Origin of the sequence: Kutzneria sp. NPDC052558 (genome assembly GCF_044547355.1) — a bacterium.
GTDB lineage: Bacteria > Actinomycetota > Actinomycetes > Mycobacteriales > Pseudonocardiaceae > Kutzneria.
The window spans coordinates 94,446-111,439 of record NZ_JBIUAG010000018.1; the positions used below are offsets into that span (position 1 = coordinate 94,446).

Sequence of the window (16,994 nt, forward strand, 5' to 3'; positions counted from 1 at the left end):
CCCCCCCCCCCCCCCCCCCCCCCCCCCCCCCCGGGGGGGGGGGGGGGGGGGCCCCCCCCCCCCCCCCCCCCCCCCGCCTTTCGGTGTCTTCTGGGGGCACGGCCCCCAGGCCCCCACGCCGGGGCTCCGCCCCGGACCCCGATCCGGCGTGGCAGCCCGCAGTCGTAAGGCAACCCCCGGCGGTGCTTGTGCGCCTCCTTTGTAGTCTGGCGATCCCTCACGTCCCCCGCCCCGGAGGTAGCAGCGTCCATGTCCCGCCTGTTCGGCACCGACGGCGTCCGCGGTATGGCCAACGCCGACCTCACCCCGGAGTTGGCGCTCTCGCTGGCCGCGGCCGCGGCCCGGGTGCTGGCCGAGCACGACACCACGCACCGGCCGGTCGCGGTGGTGGGGCGGGACCCGAGGGCCAGCGGCGAGATGCTGGAGGCGGCGGTCACGGCCGGCCTCACGGCGGCCGGCGCGGACGTGCTGCGGCTGGGTGTGCTGCCCACCCCGGCGGTGGCCTTCCTGGTCGCCGAGCTGGACGCGGACCTGGGCGTGATGATCTCCGCCTCGCACAACCCGATGCCCGACAACGGCATCAAGTTCTTCGCCAAGGGCGGCCTGAAGCTGTCCGACGAGCTGGAGGACGAGATCGAGGCCCGGCTGGGCCAGACCAGCGGCCGGCCCACCGGCGCGGGCGTCGGCCGGGTCACCGACGTGCCCGACGCGGTCAGCCGGTACATCGACCACCTGCTCGTCTCCACCCCGCACGACCTGCACGGCCTCAAGATCGTCGTGGACTGCGCCAACGGCGCCGCCTCCACCACCGCGCCCCAGGCCTACCGCCGGGCCGGGGCCGAGGTGATCGCCATCCACGCCGAGCCGACCGGCCTCAACATCAACGACGGCGTCGGCTCCACCCACCTGGACGTGTTGCAGGCCGCGGTCCTCGAACACGGCGCCGACCTGGGCATCGCCCACGACGGCGACGCCGACCGCTGCCTCGCGGTGGACGGCGCCGGCGCCGAGGTGGACGGCGACCAGATCATGGCGGTGTTGGCGCTGGCCCTCAAGGACGCCGGCGAGCTCAAGGACGACACCCTGGTCGCCACCGTGATGAGCAACCTGGGCCTGCACCTGGCCATGAAGGAGCACGGTGTGCGGCTGCTCACCACCGCGGTCGGCGACCGCTACGTGGTCGAGGAGCTGCGGGCCGGCGGCTACTCGCTGGGCGGCGAGCAGTCGGGCCACGTGATTCTGCCCTCGCACGCCACCACCGGCGACGGCCTGCTGACCGCGTTGCGGCTGATGGCCCGGGTCGCCGCCACCGGCAAGCCGCTCAGCGAGCTGGCCGGCGTGATGCGCCGGCTGCCGCAGGTGCTGATCAACGTCCGGGTCGCCGACAAGGCCGCGGTCGCGGTGGCCGAGACCGTCAGCCAGGCCGTCGCCGAGGTGACCGCCGAGCTGGGCGAGACCGGCCGGGTGCTGCTGCGGCCGTCCGGCACCGAGCAGCTGGTCCGGGTGATGGTCGAGGCCCCCAGCCAGGACGAGGCCCACGGGGCCGCGACCCGGCTCGCCGAGGTCGTCTCCGCCGTCGGCTGAGGGCCGGTCCCCACTTCGGTGATAGCGACCTGACCTGTCCGGTTTCTGTAATAGTGTGCGACGCATCGGCATGGGCCGCGGGCGGAACCGAAACGCGCCCCGCGGAGTCCGAGTAGTCGTCCACAGCAGGGAGCCAGGGGAGGGCAAAGATCATGTCGGGCAGCGTCAAGGCCGACGGCGGCGCGATCACGACTCTCGGTTCGTACTTCCGAGACCTCGATGAGACAACCGTCGCCGGATATCGCACCGCGCTGGATTCGGTGCACATCACCGGGGATCTGACGGGCAAGTCGTGCCCGCAGGCCGGTGACGCGGCGATGAAGGCCGTGCAGACCTTGAGCGCCAACATGAAGGACTTCGGTTCCCATGCCGAGGACATCTGCGCCGGATTGAACGCGACCGCCAAGAACTACGCCGACACCGATTCCTCGAATGCGTCCTCGATCCAGTCGGCCGGAGGGGGCGCCTGATGAGCGGAAGAACACGCAGGCCCGGCGGCGGTCGGGACACCCACCCCGACAACCCGCCCCCGCAGCACAAGGACACCCACCCCGACACCCCGCCGCCGCGCAAGAAGGACAGCGGCGAAGAGGACGACCCGAAGCAGCCGCCCCGCAAGAAGGGCGCCGGCGAGGAAGACGACCCCAATCAGCCGCCCCGCAAGAAGGGCGACGACGGCGCGGACGGCCGTGACGGCGCGCCCGGTCGTGATGGCGCCCCCGGCCGTGGTGGTGACGGCGGGACCGGCGGCGATGGCGGCAACGGTGGGAATGGTGGCAACGGCGGCGACGGTGGGGACGGAGGCGACGGAGGCGACGGTGGGGACGGTGGGGACGGCGGCGATGGTGGCGACGGCGGAGACGCGGGCGAAGGCGGCGACGACGGCGACCTGAGCGGCCGTTCCGACGACGTCTGCGACGCCCACGCCGACAAGCGCGACGGCTTCAAGCCGTACATCGGCTACTACAACCTCTACACCGGCAAGAGCCTCAGCTTCGAGAACGACATCCAGAAGCCGTTCGACCAGCCCCGGGGCATCGACTACGGCAAGCTGGCACAGGCCGCGCAGCAGCTGGACAAGGTCGGCGCCGACTTCGTCAAGTCCCGTGACGAGATGAACAGCAAGGTCACCGGGGTCGTCGGCAGCTCGTGGCAGGGCGACGCGGCCAACGCGTTCGGCTCCTACATCCAGCAGTTCAGCAGCAAGTCGCAGACGCTGGACAGCGACCTGGACAAGCTCAGCCAGGCCATCACGTCCAGCACCGCGGCGGCCAAGAAGATCGTCGACGCCTACGGCCAGACCCTGGACCAGATCGACTTCGGCAAGATCCAGTACACCATTCCGGACCTCGTGGTGCTGATCGGCATCTACAAGATGGAGATGGGCCTGGACGACCTGGTCAACAAGCTCAAGGACGGTCTGGCCGAAGCGATCGGCTTCGAGTTCCCGGGCGGCGCGCTGATGGACGCCGCGATGTACGTCTGCGCCACCATCGCCGAGGCCGTGCTGTGGTGCCTGAGCTGGGCCGAGGACCAGTTCCTGAAGTTCATCGCCGGACTGGTGCAGAAGGTGCTCGACGCCGGCTTCAAGGACCCGTTCGAGCAGAACCTTCAGTTGCTGCAACAGGGTTCCGCCACCGCGGACGCCGGCATCAAGCAGGCCTTCCAGGGCCTGATCACGGCAGCCGAGTCGATCAACTCGAGTCCGTTCTCCGGGCTGTCGCCGGTGCCCGAGGGCGGTCCGACCAAGACCGCCGGCCGGGGCGGCGGCAACGGCGGCGGGGGCACCGGGGGCGGTGGCTCCGGCGGTGGCGGCATGGGTGGTGGCGGCTCGGCCGGCGGGGGCGGCGCCATGCCCCCGACCCAGCCCGCGGCCGCGCCCCCGCCGACCACCCCGCAGATCCCGACGCCGACCGCGCCGCAGAGCGCCGAGTCGGTGAAGATCCAGGACGGCGACAACACCATCGAGGTCGACAGCCCGGACGGCCAGGGCCACGTCAAGATCAAGGTGGACAACGGCGACGGCAAGCCGGCCAAGACCTACGACGTCGACTTCAGCAAGGTCGCCAACAACCCGGCGGTCGCCGGCCTCGCCGGCCAGGGCGGTGTGCCAGGCCAGCCAGGCATGGGCCAGACCGGGGTTCCAGGCCAGACCGGGTTGTCGGGCCAGGCCGGGGTTCCCGGCGCGGCGGGCCAGTACCCGGGGCAGGCCGGAGTTCCGGGCCAGGGCGGCATGGGCCAGACCGGCGTGGGCCAGACCGGCGTGGCCGGCATGCCGGGCGGCGGAGTCCCTGGGCATGGCGGGGTGCCGGGTGCCGGTGTGCCGGGGCAGCCGGGGGTCAACCCGGACGGCTCCATCCCGGCCCCGGCCGGCGCGGACGGCAAGGCCGTCATCCACGACGGCGACCTGACCATCACCGCCCAGCAGGGCAAGATCCCCGGCGAGGTGCAGGTGTCCGTCGACGACGGCACCGGCAAGCCGCCGCACACATACACCATCGACTACAACAACACCGACGGTCCGACGGCCGCCCCGACGCACCCGGCGGGCGCGGACTCGGGCATCAGCACCCAGCCGGCCCCCGGCCAGCAGATCCCCGGCCAGCACGATCCGGGGCAGGCCGTTCCGGGGCAGCCCGCTCCCGGCCACCAGATGCCGGAGCAGCCGATCGCCGTCGGCCAACATCCGATCAACCAGCCGCTGGCCCACGACGCGGGGCCGCTCGGCGGCGATCACGCCGGCACCGGGACCGCGGGCTGGACGGCCCCGGACGACGTGCCGGCGGCCGGCCCGGCGCACGCGTTGCCGGATGACGGGCCGGCGGCCACGGGCCCGGCGCATGCGCTGCCCGACGACGTCCCGATGCCGGCCTGGACCGCGCCGGCGGCGGCCGATGCCGGCACGTTCGACTTCGGGCCGTCGGATCAGCCGGACCAGGGCCGCTTCTCCGGCAGCCTGTTCGACGACGCACCGGCGTCCACCACGGTCGCCGCCGCGTCGTTCACCACGGGCGTGGCCGCCGACACCGGTGGCGCGTCGGCGTGGCACATGGGCGCCGACGGCAGCCACTCCATGATCGGCAGCCAGGGCGGAATGCACCACAGCGCCTGGGAAACCGCGCACAACGCCGCCGGGGCGCCGAGCATGGCCTCGACCGACCAGGCCGGCGCGCCGGGCGACGCGGGGCTGGCCCAGATCGGCGGCACACCGCAGGCCACGCCGGCCGGCGCGCCGATGGGCGGCATGCCGATGATGGGCGCCATGGGCGGCGGCCAGAACGCCGCCGAGGACCAGGAACGCAGCACCAACGCGGCGTGGCGGACGCCGAGCGCGGTCTTCGACGACACCGGCCAGGCCGGCGTGAGCCGGATCAACGGCGTGCTCGGCGAGGACGAGGGGAGGCGGCCGTGAGCGAGTCATCCGGCGCAGACCGAACGCGGACATCGAGCCTTAGCGGGGTGTCGCGGTGAGCTACCAGGCAGCCGTCGCCGCGGACACCGCGGTGCGGGAGATGCGGCAGCTGCGCGAGGACGTGCAGCGGCAGCGGGCCGAGTCCGAGAAGAAGTTCGCCGCCGCCATCAAGGAAAACAAGGAAGCCACGCAGAAAGCGTTGGCGGAGGCCAAACAGAAGCGCGACGCGGCCGAGAGCGGCCGGGTCGCGCCGCGGCCCGTGCAGGAGATCCGCGAGGAGAAGTACACCTTCTTCGACGACTCCGAGGACGACTACAACCCGCCGGCCGCGCCGTCGTTCCAGATGCCCGAGGTCACGCCACCGCCACGTCCGACGCCGCGTCGCGCCGCGCGCCCGGTGTACGACGACGATGACGAGGACTACTCGAACCAGCGCTGGATGGAGTGATCGCCGGCTACTGGACGGCCTGGCGGAAGGTGCGGCCGGCGCGCTGGTAGTCGACGGGGGCTCGCTTCACGTCCCCGTACAGCAGCGCGTCGTAGGTGCGGTCGCCGTTCAACTGCCGCAACAGGAACGCGGTGATCAAGGCCTTGGCCACGGTCTGCGTCCTGGCCTCGCCGCGGCCGCTGAGCAACAGCTCGCTCCAGTGCCGGCCCTCGGCGAAGCCGAGGTGGTTGGCGCCGGCGATGGTGCGCAGCTGCACCGGGCCGCCCCAGTTCTGGGCGATCGCCTCGGCGTGCCCGACCGGCGGCGCGATCAGGTCCTCCTCGGCCGCGAGGTGCACGGCCGGCATCAGGCACCGCCGGGCCGTCTCCACCGCCGAGGGGTGCGTCTCCGACGCGGCGACGGTGAACACGCCGCGGACCCGCTCGTCCTCGGCCGCCGCGAGCACCGCCGCGCCGCCGCCGGCCCCGTGCCCGCCGACCGCCAGCTTGTCGGCGTCGACGCCGAGGTCGCCGTCGCCCAGCCGTACCCCGGAGACCACGTCCAGCGCGGTCCGCAGGTCGCCGGCGAACAGCCGGGCCGAGGCCAGCGGGCCGCGATGGGTGGCCGGCGCGGCCACGACCACGCCCCACGACGCGAGGTGCCGGTACAGGCCCAGGTAGCGCTGCGGCGGCTGGAGCCAGGCGTGCCCGAACGCCACCGCCGGCAGGCCGAGGCCGCCGCGCGGGGTGAACAGGGTGCCGGGCAGCCCGACCAGCGCCAGGTCCCCGCGGCGCACGCCGTGCGGACCGGGCCGGCTGAGCTCGGTGAGCGCCTGCTTCGCGGTCAACGGCTTGCGTCGCGCCATACCCGGACCGTACCGGATGGCCGGTCGCGCCGAATGATCAGCATTGGTCTACACCAAATCGATTCCGATCATGCTTCTGACCAGGTGTGACCGGAAACAACCCGGCTCGTCGCAACCGGATGATGGTCTAGCTACCCTGTACCTTCGTGTGCGGAATCGTGGGTTACACCGGTCATCGCCCGGCTCTCGACGTGGTCCTGGACGGGTTGCGCCGGTTGGAGTACCGGGGCTACGACTCGGCGGGCGTCGCCGTTCTCGACGGCGAGGGCGGCCTGGCGGTCGAGCGCAAGGCCGGCCGGCTGGCCAACCTGGAGGCGCGGCTGGACGAGGTCGGCCGGGACACGCTGACCGGCGGCACCGGCATGGGCCACACCCGGTGGGCCACCCACGGCGCGCCGATCGACCGCAACTCGCACCCGCACCGGGACACCACCGGCCGGATCGCCGTGGTGCACAACGGGATCATCGAGAACTTCGCGCAGCTGCGGGCCGAGCTGGAGGCCGACGGCGTCGAGCTGGCCAGCGACACCGACAGCGAGACCGCGGCCCACCTGATCGCCCGGATCTACGACGGCGACCTGGCCGCGGCCGTGCGCACCGTGTGCCGGCGGCTGGAGGGCGCGTTCACCCTGGTCGTCACCCACGCCGACGAGCCGGACAAGGTGGTCGCCGCCCGGCGGTCCTCGCCGCTGGTGGTCGGCGTCGGCATCGGCGAGACCTTCCTGGCCTCCGACGTGGCCGCGTTCATCGAGCACACCCGTGACGCCGTCGAGCTGGGCCAGGACCAGGTCGTCGTGATCACCAAGGACGGCTACGACGTCACCGACTTCCACGGGGAGCCGGTCGTGGCCAAGCCGTTCCAGGTCAACTGGGACCTGTCGGCCGCCGAGAAGGGCGGCCACGACTACTTCATGCTCAAGGAGATCGAGGAGCAGCCGGAGGCGCTGGCCAACACGCTGCGCGGCCACTTCGCCGACGGCCGCATCGTGCTCGACGAGCAGCGGCTGGCCGACCAGGACCTGCGCGACGTGGACAAGGTCTTCGTGGTCGCCTGCGGCACCGCCTACCACTCCGGCCTGGTCGCCAAGTACGCCATCGAGCACTGGACCCGGCTGCCCGTGGAGTGCGAGCTGGCCAGCGAGTTCCGCTACCGCGACCCGGTGCTGGACCGCGACACCCTGGTGGTGGCCATCTCCCAGTCCGGTGAGACCGCCGACACCCTGGAGGCCGTGCGGCACGCCCGTGAGCAGAAGGCCCGCGTGCTGGCCATCTGCAACACCAACGGGGCGCAGATCCCGCGCGAGTCCGACGCCGTGCTCTACACCCACGCCGGCCCGGAGATCGGCGTCGCCGCGACCAAGACGTTCCTGGCCCAGATCGCCGCCAACTACCTCGTCGGCCTGGCCCTGGCTCAGGCCCGTGGCACCAAGTACCCGGACGAGGTGGCCCGCGAGTTCCACGAGCTGGAGGCCATGCCCGCCGCCGTGCAGCACGCCCTCGGCACGGTCGGGCAGGTCCGGGAGCTGGCCCGGGAGCTGGCCGACTCCAAGGCGATCCTGTTCCTCGGCCGGCACGTCGGCTTCCCCGTGGCCCTTGAGGGCGCGCTGAAGCTGAAGGAGCTGGCCTACATGCACGCCGAGGGCTTCGCCGCCGGCGAGCTCAAGCACGGGCCGATCGCGCTGATCGAGGACCAGCTCCCGGTCGTGATCGTGATGCCCTCGCCCAAGGGGCGCGCGGTCCTGCACAGCAAGCTGCTGTCCAACATCAGCGAGATCCAGGCCCGGGGCGCGCGGACCATCGTCATCGCCGAGGAGGGCGACGACACGGTCAAGCCGTTCGCCGACCACCTGATCGAGGTACCGGCCGTGCCGACCCTGTTGCAGCCCTTGGTGTCCAGCGTGCCGTTGCAGGTGCTGGCGGCCGAGATCGCGCGCAGTCGCGGGTACGACGTCGACAAGCCGCGTAACCTCGCGAAGTCCGTGACCGTCGAGTGATCGAGGCTGTTTGATGCGGGGCGTGTGGACTGCCGACCAGGTTCGGGCGGCTGAGCAGCGGGTCTTCACCAGGGTGCCGGAGAGCCGGCTGATGCGGATCGCCGCGTACGCCGTGGCCAACGAGGTGCTCGCGCTGTTGACCGAGCGGACCGGCGGCACGTCCGGCCGCCGCGTCGGGCTGCTCGTCGGGGCCGGCAACAACGGCGGCGACGCCCTGTGGGCCGGCGCTTTCCTTTGCCGGCGCGGGGTTTCCGTCACCGCCGTGCTGCTGGCGCCGGAGCGGGCCCACGCCGCCGGGCTGGCCGCCTTCCGCCGGGCCGGCGGCCGCCTCGGGGACTCGGTGGCCGCGGCCGACATCGTCGTCGACGGCATCATCGGCTTGTCCGCCAAGGGATCCCTGCGTCCGGACGCCGCCGCCCTGGTCGAGTCGATCACCGCCCCCGTCGTCGCCGTCGACCTGCCCAGCGGGGTCGACCCCGACACCGGCGCCGTCGACGGTCCGCACGTCACCGCCGACGTCACCGTCACCTTCGGCGGCCGAAAGCCTTGCCACGTGGTCGGTCCCGGCGCCATCGCCGCCGGCGCCGTCCGCGTCGTCGACATCGGCATCGGCGACGACCTGGACGAGCCGCACGCCGTGCTGCTCGACACCGACGACGTCGCCGACGCGTGGCCCGTGCCCGGTCCGCACGACGACAAGTACACCCAGGGCGTCACCGGCATCGCCGCCGGCTCCGAGACCTATCCCGGGGCCGCCGTGCTGGCCACCGGGGCCGCCATCCTCGCCACCTCCGGCATGGTCCGCTATGCCGGCAGCGCGGCGGAGATCGTGCGCAGCCGGTGGCCCGAGGTCGTCGCCACCGGCCATGTCGGCGACTCCGGCCGGGTGCAGGCGTGGGTCGTCGGGCCCGGGCTCGGCACCGGCAAGGCCGGCCGGGGCGTGCTGGCCGAGGTCCTCTCCGCCGGCGTGCCCGTCTGCGCCGACGCCGACGCCATCACCCTGCTCGCCGGCGACCCCACCCTGTGGGACTCCCGCGACCCCGACACCCCCGTCGTGCTCACCCCCCACGACCGTGAGTTCGCCCGCCTCGCCGGCGACGTCGGCCCCGACCGCATCGCCGCCGCCCGCCGCGCCGCCGCCCGCTTCCAGGCCGTCGTCCTGCTCAAGGGCCACTCCACCGTCGTCGCCGCCCCCGATGGCCGGGTCCTGGTCAACCAGTCCCGCTCCTCCTGGCCCGCCACCGCCGGCTCCGGCGACGTCCTCTCGGGTCTCATCGGCGCCCTCCTCGCCGCCGGCGAGGACCCCTGGCTCGCCGCCGGCTGCGCCGCCTACGTCCACGAGCTCGCCGCCGACCTCGCCGCCGGCGGCGCCCCCGCCCCCGCCTCCCACCTCCAGGCCGCCATCCCCGACGCCATCCGCCACATCCGAGGCCTGTGACCTGCCGCGTATATACGCTAGACTGGTAAACGTATATACGCGGAGGAGGTCTGTCATGACGCGCACCCTGATCGATCTCGACGACGCCTTACTGCTTCAGGCCCAGCAGGCGCTCGGCACCGGCACCAAGAAGGCCACGATCAACGCCGCCCTGGCGGAGGTCGTCGCGCTCCAGGCGCGGCGGAGCTTCCTCGCCGCCGCGCGGGGTGGGGCCTTCGCGGATCTCGCCGACCCGGAGGCACGGGGTGAGGCGTGGCGGTAGCCCGCTACCTGGCGGACACGAGTGCCTTGGCCCGGCTGCACAAGCCGGTGGTGTACGAGTTCCTCGGACCGTTGGTCGAGGCCGGACTGGTCGCGATCTGCTCGATGGTTGAGCTGGAGATCCTGTATTCGGCGCGCAACAAGGACGACTACGAGAGCCGCCGCGCCCAGTTGGAAGTCGGCTTCGAACGCCTGCCCACTCCCGACGAGGCGTGGCAGCGCGCCGTCGAGGTGCAGGAGGCGTTGGCCCGGCGCGGCTCACACCGAGGCGTGAAACTGCCGGACCTGCTCATCGCCGCGACGGCCGAGCGGCATGGGGTGGTGCTGTTGCACTACGACGTCGACTACGACCACATCGCGGCGATCACCGATCAGCCGACGCGGTGGGTGGTGCCGCCGGGGGCGGGCGACTGAGGGTGTGAGGTAGCCCGTTCGGTGGCCGTGACCCGGCCGGGTGTCGGGGGCCTGTGTCACCATGAACGCGTTATGGCTGATCAGCACAATCCCCTTCCGCGGGCCGAGGTTCGGATCGACCTGGACGCGGTGAAGCACAACGTCGAGCTGCTGACGCGGCTGGCGGGTCACTCGGGTGCGCAGACGATGGCCGTGGTCAAGGCCGACGGTTACGGGCACGGCGCGGTGGCGGTGGGCAACGCGGCCCTGACGGCGGGGGCGTCCTGGCTGGGCGTGGCCTCGGTGGACGAGGCCCTGGCCCTGCGGGCGGCCGGCATCCAGGCCCGGATCTTCTGCTGGCTGCACACGGTGGACGACAACTTCGGCCCGGCGGTGGCGGCCGGCATCCACCTGTCGGTGTCCTCGCTGCGCCAGCTGTGGGCGGTGAACTCGGCGGCCCGGGCGGTCGGCCAGGAGGCCCGGGTGCACCTGAAGATCGACACGGGCCTGACCCGCGGCGGGGCGCAGCCGGCGGACTGGCCGGCGCTGGTGGAGGCGGCGGCCAGCGCCCACGAGGAGGGCACGATCGAGATCGCGGCGGTGTGGTCGCACCTGGCCAACGCCGACGAGCCGGGCCACCCCTCGATGGACCGGCAGGCGGCCCGGCTGGACGAGGCGTACAAGGTGGTGGTGGACGCTGGCCTGCGCCCGCTGCGCCACCTGGCCAACTCGGCGGCCACCCTGACCCGCCCGGACCTGCACTTCGACCTGGTGCGCCCGGGCATCGCGGTGTACGGCCTGAACCCGGTCCCGGGCAGCGCCGACCTGCGGCCGGTGATGACCTTCCGCTCCTCGGTGTCGCTGGCCCGCCGGGTGCCGGCGGGGGAGTCGGTGTCCTACGGCCACATCTGGACGGCCGACCAGGACACCACGCTGGCGCTGGTCCCGGTCGGTTACGCGGACGGCGTGCCGCGGGCGCTGTCGGGCCAGATGGAGGTCTGGCTGGGCGGCACGCGGCGTCCGGTCGTGGGCCGGGTCTGCATGGACCAGATCGTGGTGGACTGCGGCGACGACCCGATCGCCGACGGCGACGAGGTGATCCTGTTCGGCCCGGGCGCGCACGGCGAGCCGACGGCCCGGGAGTGGGCCGACCGGACCGGCACGATCGACTACGAGATCGTCACCGGCATGTACCGGCCGAGGGTGCGGCGCACCTACGTCGGCGGCAGCCGATGAAGCCGTGGCTGAAGGCCGCCGGGGTCACCGGTGGCGTGGTCGGCGCGGCGGCGACCGGCCTGGTGCTGGGGGCGGCGGCGCAGAACGCCCGCATCGCCCGGCAGCGCCGGGAGGCCGACGACCCGCACGAGGACGAGCCGCTCGGCCAGTTACGCCCGAGCCGGGAGTGCACGGTCGCGGCCGACGACGGCTTGCCGATCGCATGCGAGGAGGTCGATCCGGAGGACGGCGGCTCCCCGGCTCTGACGGTGGTGCTGGTGCACGGCTTCGTGCTGGACCGCCGCTGCTGGCACTTCCAGCGCCGCGACCTGGCGAAGATGGTCGACCCGAGGGTCCGCCTGGTGCTCTACGACCAGCGCAGCCACGGCCGTTCCGGCAAGGCCACCGCCGAGTCCAGCACCATCGAGCAGCTGGGCCGCGATCTCGACGCCGTGCTGCGGGCGCTGGCGCCGGACGGCCCGATCGTGCTGGCCGGGCACTCCATGGGCGGTATGACGATCATGGCCCTGGCCGAGCAGCGGCCCGAGCTGTTCCTGGAGCGGGTCCGCGGCGTGGCGCTGATCGGCACCTCGGCCGGCGACGTCGGCGCGTCTGGCCTGCCCCGCCCGCTGCTGTCCCGGCACAATCCCGCCACCCGGGGCCTGGGCCTGCTCGCGCACTGGCAGCCCGGCCTGGTCGAGTGGGCCCGCAAGGCCGGCGGGCAGCTCACCTGGAGCGCCATCCGCGGCCTGGCCTTCGGCGACCGCGAGGTCAGTCCCAAGCTGGTCGACCTGATGGACACGATGATCGACGGCACCTCGCTGGCGGCCATCACCGACTTCGTCCGTACCCTGGGCTCGCACAACCGCTACGCCGCGCTGGCCGGCCTGCGGCACTGCAAGGTGCTGGTGCTGTCCGGCGACGCCGACCGGCTCACGCCGTTCCGGCACGCCGAGGCGATCGCCGCCGAGCTGCCGGAGGCCGAGCTGGTCCGGGCCGACGGGGCGGGCCACATGGTGATGCTGGAACAGGCCGACCTGGTCACCGGCCACCTGGTGGAACTGGTGCGCAGCTGTGCGGACGGCGAGACGAGTGGACGGCGATGGTGGAAACGGGCGTGAAGGAACTCCGGCTGCCGGTGGAGGCGGACACGGTCGAGTTCGGCCGGCGGCTGGGCTGCCTGCTGCGGGCCGGCGACCTGGTACTGCTGTCCGGTCCCCTCGGGGCCGGCAAGACGGCGCTGACCAGGGGCATCGCCGAGGGACTCGGGGTCAAGGGCCGGGTCAGCTCGCCGACGTTCGTGATCGCCCGTGAGCACCGGGCCGGGGAGCGCGGCGTGGCGCTGGTGCACGTGGACGCCTACCGGCTCGGCGGCCACCTCGACGAGCTGGACGACCTGGACCTGGACACCGAGCTGGTGGACGCCGCCGTGGTGGTGGAGTGGGGCGAAGGCGTGGCCGAGCGGCTGTCCGAGGACCACCTGCTGATCCGCCTCACCCGCCTCGACGACGACGTCCGGGTGGCGGAGCTCCACCCGCACGGTACCTGGACAACCCGCCAACTCCCCTGATTTTTGCCACATGCGCTTCCTATGTGGGCTCTGATGCCACATAGGAAGCGCATGTGGCGACAAAGGGGGTTAGGGGAGGGCTCGTTTGGTAACTTTGCCGAGCTCGTTGCGGGGCAGGGAGTCGACGAAGTTCACCACGCGGGGGCGCTTGTGCGGGGTGAGCAGGCGGGCCACGTGCTCGATCAGCTCCTCGGCGGTCGGGGTCGGCGAGGCGGGCACCACCCAGGCCACGATGCGCTCGCCGAGGTCGTCGTCGGGACGGCCGGCGACCGCGGCCTCGGCCACGCCGGGATGCTCCAGCAGGGCGTTCTCGATCTCGCCGGCGCCGATCTTGAAGCCGCCGCTCTTGATGATGTCGGTGGCCCGCCGGCCGACGATGCGGATGTAGCCGTCGGCGGCGCGGGTGGCCATGTCGCCGGTGCGGAACCAGCCGTCGTGCAGGGCCTCGGCGGTGGCGTCGGGGCGGTTGAGGTACTCCAGGAACAGGTTGGGGCCACGGACCTCGATCTCGCCGATGGTGGCGTCGTCGCTGGCCTCGATCACGGCGCCGGCGTCGTCGACCAGCCGCACGGAAACTCCGTCCACGGGAGTGCCGACGGTGCCGGGGCGGCGCTCGCCCCCGGCCCGGACGCTGCAGTTCATCAGCGTCTCGGTCATGCCGTAGCGCTCCACGATCCGCTGCCCGGTGGCCTTGGCGATGCGGTCGTGGCAGGTCGCCGGCAGCGCGGCCGAGCCGGACACCAGCAGCCGGGCCTGGGCGACCTGTTTGGCCAGCTCCGGGTCGGCCTCCACGTCGGCGGCCAGCCGGTGGTACATGGTCGGAACGCCGAACATCATCGTCGCCGGCCCGGCCAGTTCGGCCGCGGCGGCCGCCGAGTCGAACTTGCCGAGGTGGTGCACGGCCCCGCCGCGCCGCAGCGGCCCGAGCACGCCGACCACGAGACCGTGCACGTGGAAGATCGGCAGCGCATGGGTGACGACGTCGGCCGCGGTCCACTCCCAGGCCGCCGCGAGCGCGTCCAGATTGGACGAGATGGCCCGGCGCGGCATGACCACGCCCTTGGGCGGCCCGGTGGTGCCGGAGGTGTAGACGATGAACGCCGGCGCCTCCTCGTCCGGCTCGGGCGGCAGGCCCTCGGCCCGCACGGAGAGATCCACATCCAGGCGCGGCAACGCCGCCAGGCCGCCGGGCAGCTCCACGCCGGGGGCCGTCAGCACGGCCGACGGCGCGCTGTCGGCCAGGATGTGCTCCAGCTCACGTTCGCCGACCTTGGGGTTGATCGGCACCACGGCGACCCCGGCCGCCAGGGCCCCGACCACCGCCGCGCAGGTCTCCAGCGTGGGGGTCGCCCACACCGCGACCCGGCCGCTGCCAAGGCGTTTGGCGATCGCGGCGGCCGTGCCGGCCAGCTCGCGGTAGGTCAGTTTCCGGTCGCCGAACACGATCGCCTCGGCGTCCGTCGGCTCGGCCAGCGCCGGCAGCAACATCCCATCAGCCCCTCAGGTCGAAGTCCGTTCCGATGATGGTCGTACCCTTGACGACCGTGCTAGTGCTTGCGATCGACACCGCGACCCCCGCCGTCACCGCCGGAGTGGTCCAGCTCGACGCCGACGCGGTGCCACGGACGCTGGCGCAGCGCGTCACCATCGACGCCAGGGCCCACGGTGAGCTGCTGATCCCGCACCTGCGGGAGGCGCTGGCCGAGGCCGGCCGGACCATGGCCGACGTGGACGCGATCGTCTGCGGCAGCGGCCCCGGCCCCTTCACCGGGCTCCGTGTCGGCATGGTCACAGCGGCGGCGCTCGGGCAGGCCCTGGGCAAGCCGGTGTATCCGGTGCCCACCGTCGACGCCATCGCCGCGGAGGCCCGCAGCGGCCACCGGCTGCTGGTCGCCACCGACGCGCGCCGCCGCGAGGTCTACTGGGCCGTCTACGACGAGACCGGCGCCCGGGTCGAGGGCCCGCACGTGGACAAGCCGGCCGACGTGGCCGCGCGGCTGCCGGCGCTGGACGTGGCCAGCGCCGCCGGGCAGGGCGCCGAGATGTACGCCGACGTGCTGGACCGGCCGATCGCGCTGGCCCCGTTCCCGTCGCCGCACGGCCTGGTCGCCGTGGCCGCCGCGGACCTGCTGGCCAAGGCCGAGCCCGGCCCGATGACCCCGCTCTACCTGCGCCGGCCCGACGCCGTGGTGCCCACCGGTCGCAAGCGGGTGACACAGCCGTGAGTGGCTTCACCCTGGCCGCGCTCCGCCATCGGGACGCGGCGCGCTGCGCGGAGCTGGAGCGCCGGCTGTTCTCCGGCGACGACCCGTGGCGGGAGCGGGCGTTCCGGTCCGAGCTGGACAACGGGCACTACTACCTCGGCGCGTACGACGAGGAAGGCCAGCTCGTCGGCTACGCCGGGCTGGCGCTCAACGGCCGCGCGCCCGACTTCGAGGGCAGTGTGCAGACCATCGCCGTGGACGACGCGTGGCAGGGCAAGGGCGTGGGCAAGGCGCTGCTGGAGGCTCTGCTGGCTCGGGCCGACGAGGTCGCGGCGCCGGTGTTCCTGGAGGTCCGCACCGACAACGAGCGGGCCATCACCCTGTACAAGTCGCGCGGCTTCGAGCAGCTGGGGCTGCGGCGCAGGTACTACCAGCCGTCCGGCGCGGACGCGTACACCATGGGCCGCCCCGCGGCGGTGCGACAGGAGGAGAAGTCGTGACCGGCGACCGGATCGTGCTGGGCATCGAGTCCTCGTGCGACGAGACCGGGGTGGGCATCGTCCGGCTCGGCGCGGACGGGACCATCGAGCTGCTGGCCGACGAGGTGGCCTCCAGCGTCGAGCAGCACGCCCGCTTCGGCGGCGTGGTGCCCGAGGTCGCCAGCCGGGCGCACCTGGAGGCCATGATCCCGACGATGTCCCGGGCGCTGGAGAAGTCCGGCATGACGCTGGACGACGTGGACTCCATCGCCGTGACCGCCGGGCCCGGGCTGGCCGGCGCGCTGCTGGTCGGCGTCTCGGCCGCCAAGGCCTACGCCGCCGCCCTGGACAAGCCGCTCTACGGGGTGAACCACCTGGCCGGGCACGTCGCCGCCGACACCCTGGAGCACGGCCCGCTGCCCTCACCCTGCGTGGCGCTGCTGGTCTCCGGCGGGCACTCGCAGCTGCTGCTGGTCGAGGACCTGGCCGGCAAGATCACCGAGATCGGCTCCACCATCGACGACGCCGCCGGCGAGGCCTACGACAAGGTCGCGCGGGTGCTGGACCTGCCGTATCCGGGCGGCCCGCCCATCGACAAGCTGGCCAAGACCGGCAACGGCTGCGCCATCGCCTTCCCGCGTGGCCTGACCGGTCCCCGCGACGCCAAGTACGACTTCTCGTTCTCGGGCTTGAAGACCGCCGTCGCGCGGTGGGTGGAGAACCGCGAGCGGGACGGCCTGGAGATCCCGCTGGCCGACGTCGCCGCCTCGTTCCAGGAGGCGGTGGCCGACGTGCTGACCGGCAAGGCCATTCGTGCGATCAAGGACCTCGGCCTGGACACGCTGGTCATCTCCGGCGGCGTGGCCGCCAACTCCCGGCTGTCCGGGCTGGCGGCCGAGCGCTGCGCCGCCGCCGGCATCACCCTGCGGGTGCCGCGGCCCCGGCTGTGCACCGACAACGGGGCGATGATCGCCGCCGTCGGCGCGCATCTGGTGGCGGCCGGCGCCGAGCCCTCGGGCCTGGACCTGGCCACCGATCCGGGCCTGCCGGTCTCACAGGTGCAGATCCTGTGAGGGTCGGTTGATGCGCTGGCACTCGCATGGGTAGAGTGCTAGTCGCACGGCACCAACTACCGCCCCGGCCCCCGCGACG

16 protein-coding genes are annotated in these 16,994 nt (G+C 73.2%); 14 read left to right on the forward strand and 2 right to left on the reverse strand.

Annotated features, from left to right (window positions below):
- The first annotated feature begins 249 nt into the window (after nt 1-249).
- From glmM to ACIG5F_RS29505, 4 genes are all read left to right on the forward strand, one after another.
- A complete protein-coding gene (glmM, locus tag ACIG5F_RS29490) occupies nt 250-1,584 on the forward strand; it encodes a phosphoglucosamine mutase (protein WP_396522970.1) in 1,335 nt (444 codons plus the stop codon).
- Nucleotides 1,585-1,736: 152 nt separating this feature from the next.
- On the forward strand, nt 1,737-2,054 hold the full coding sequence (locus ACIG5F_RS29495; RefSeq protein WP_396522972.1) for a type VII secretion target: 318 nt from the start codon (nt 1,737-1,739) through the stop codon (nt 2,052-2,054).
- Nucleotides 2,054-4,996 (forward strand): WXG100 family type VII secretion target, encoded by a 2,943-nt coding sequence (locus tag ACIG5F_RS29500; RefSeq protein ID WP_396522974.1) that lies wholly within the window; start codon nt 2,054-2,056, stop codon nt 4,994-4,996. Before ACIG5F_RS29495 ends, ACIG5F_RS29500 begins: the two co-directional genes overlap by 1 nt.
- 55 nt (nt 4,997-5,051) lie before the next feature.
- The gene (locus ACIG5F_RS29505; RefSeq protein ID WP_396522976.1) at nt 5,052-5,444 is read left to right on the forward strand and encodes a hypothetical protein; all 393 of its coding nucleotides are present in this window, start codon (nt 5,052-5,054) and stop codon (nt 5,442-5,444) included.
- Nucleotides 5,445-5,451: 7 nt separating this feature from the next.
- Here the strand turns inward: ACIG5F_RS29505 and ACIG5F_RS29510 are convergent, their stop codons facing one another.
- Complete coding sequence (locus ACIG5F_RS29510) at nt 5,452-6,288, reverse strand: alpha/beta hydrolase (protein ID WP_396522978.1); 837 nt, start codon at nt 6,286-6,288, stop codon at nt 5,452-5,454.
- Between the two features lie 146 nt (nt 6,289-6,434).
- On the opposite strand from ACIG5F_RS29510, the gene glmS reads away from it, so the two are divergent.
- The 7 genes from glmS (at nt 6,435) to tsaE (ending at nt 13,159) form a co-directional block, all read left to right on the forward strand.
- Complete coding sequence (gene glmS / locus ACIG5F_RS29515) at nt 6,435-8,282, forward strand: glutamine--fructose-6-phosphate transaminase (isomerizing) (protein ID WP_396522980.1); 1,848 nt, start codon at nt 6,435-6,437, stop codon at nt 8,280-8,282.
- A 13-nt stretch (nt 8,283-8,295) separates the two neighbouring features.
- Nucleotides 8,296-9,720 (forward strand): NAD(P)H-hydrate dehydratase, encoded by a 1,425-nt coding sequence (locus ACIG5F_RS29520; RefSeq protein WP_396522982.1) that lies wholly within the window; start codon nt 8,296-8,298, stop codon nt 9,718-9,720.
- Between the two features lie 55 nt (nt 9,721-9,775).
- A complete protein-coding gene (locus ACIG5F_RS29525; protein ID WP_396522984.1) occupies nt 9,776-9,982 on the forward strand; it encodes a type II toxin-antitoxin system VapB family antitoxin in 207 nt (68 codons plus the stop codon).
- The gene (locus tag ACIG5F_RS29530; RefSeq protein ID WP_396522986.1) at nt 9,973-10,395 is read left to right on the forward strand and encodes a PIN domain nuclease; all 423 of its coding nucleotides are present in this window, start codon (nt 9,973-9,975) and stop codon (nt 10,393-10,395) included. Before ACIG5F_RS29525 ends, ACIG5F_RS29530 begins: the two co-directional genes overlap by 10 nt.
- Nucleotides 10,396-10,467: 72 nt before the next feature.
- On the forward strand, nt 10,468-11,610 hold the full coding sequence (gene alr, locus ACIG5F_RS29535; protein WP_396522988.1) for an alanine racemase: 1,143 nt from the start codon (nt 10,468-10,470) through the stop codon (nt 11,608-11,610).
- Nucleotides 11,607-12,710, forward strand: coding sequence for an alpha/beta fold hydrolase (locus ACIG5F_RS29540; RefSeq protein ID WP_396522990.1), 1,104 nt, complete (start codon nt 11,607-11,609; stop codon nt 12,708-12,710). The genes alr and ACIG5F_RS29540 overlap by 4 nt, the downstream gene beginning before the upstream one ends.
- On the forward strand, nt 12,692-13,159 hold the full coding sequence (gene tsaE, locus ACIG5F_RS29545) for a tRNA (adenosine(37)-N6)-threonylcarbamoyltransferase complex ATPase subunit type 1 TsaE (protein WP_396522992.1): 468 nt from the start codon (nt 12,692-12,694) through the stop codon (nt 13,157-13,159). Before ACIG5F_RS29540 ends, tsaE begins: the two co-directional genes overlap by 19 nt.
- A 69-nt stretch (nt 13,160-13,228) precedes the next feature.
- Here tsaE and ACIG5F_RS29550 read toward each other — a convergent pair whose 3' ends face one another.
- Nucleotides 13,229-14,647 carry an acyl-CoA synthetase gene (locus ACIG5F_RS29550; protein ID WP_396522994.1) on the reverse strand — a complete coding sequence of 473 codons (1,419 nt, stop codon included), beginning with the start codon at nt 14,645-14,647 and terminating at the stop codon, nt 13,229-13,231.
- A gap of 56 nt (nt 14,648-14,703) precedes the next feature.
- Between ACIG5F_RS29550 and tsaB the strand changes: the two genes are divergently transcribed.
- The 3 genes from tsaB to tsaD are packed head-to-tail and all read left to right on the forward strand — an operon-like array spanning nt 14,704 to nt 16,915.
- Complete coding sequence (gene tsaB, locus ACIG5F_RS29555; RefSeq protein ID WP_396522996.1) at nt 14,704-15,384, forward strand: tRNA (adenosine(37)-N6)-threonylcarbamoyltransferase complex dimerization subunit type 1 TsaB; 681 nt, start codon at nt 14,704-14,706, stop codon at nt 15,382-15,384.
- Complete coding sequence (gene rimI, locus ACIG5F_RS29560) at nt 15,381-15,863, forward strand: ribosomal protein S18-alanine N-acetyltransferase (protein ID WP_396522998.1); 483 nt, start codon at nt 15,381-15,383, stop codon at nt 15,861-15,863. Before tsaB ends, rimI begins: the two co-directional genes overlap by 4 nt.
- On the forward strand, nt 15,860-16,915 hold the full coding sequence (gene tsaD, locus ACIG5F_RS29565; RefSeq protein WP_396523000.1) for a tRNA (adenosine(37)-N6)-threonylcarbamoyltransferase complex transferase subunit TsaD: 1,056 nt from the start codon (nt 15,860-15,862) through the stop codon (nt 16,913-16,915). Before rimI ends, tsaD begins: the two co-directional genes overlap by 4 nt.
- Nucleotides 16,916-16,994: the final 79 nt, after the last annotated feature.